Source organism: Actinomadura sp. NBRC 104425 (assembly GCF_030269545.1).
Taxonomy (GTDB): Bacteria; Actinomycetota; Actinomycetes; order Streptosporangiales; family Streptosporangiaceae; genus Spirillospora; species Spirillospora keratinilytica.
The window spans coordinates 1-388 of the sequence record NZ_BSTN01000126.1; the positions used below are offsets into that span (position 1 = coordinate 1).

1 protein-coding gene is annotated in these 388 nt (G+C 70.4%); it reads right to left on the reverse strand.

The annotated features are described in order from the left end of the window. Window positions 1-388, reverse strand: a 388-nt coding sequence (locus QSK22_RS33400; protein WP_285498511.1) for a Clp protease N-terminal domain-containing protein, incomplete at both ends; no start/stop codon positions are given.

The window sequence follows — 388 nt, forward strand, 5'->3', positions numbered from 1 at the left end:
CCTCGCCCTTGACGATCTTCTGCGCCAGCCCCTCCACCACGGCGGTCTTGCCGACACCGGGCTCGCCGACCAGCACCGGGTTGTTCTTGGTGCGGCGGCTCAGCACCTGCATGACCCGCTCGATCTCGGTCTCGCGGCCGATCACCGGGTCCAGCTTGCTCTCCCGGGCTGCCTGCGTCAGGTTGCGGCCGAACTGGTCCAGCACCGCCGACGTCGCGGGAGCGGGCTCGCTGGCGCCGCTCGACCCCGACGGGCCCTTGTCCTGGTAGCCGTGCAGCAGCTGGATCACCTGCTGGCGCACCCGGTTCAGGTCCGCGCCCAGCTTCACCAGCACCTGAGCCGCCACACCCTCACCCTCGCGGATCAGGCCCAGCAGAATGTGCTCGGT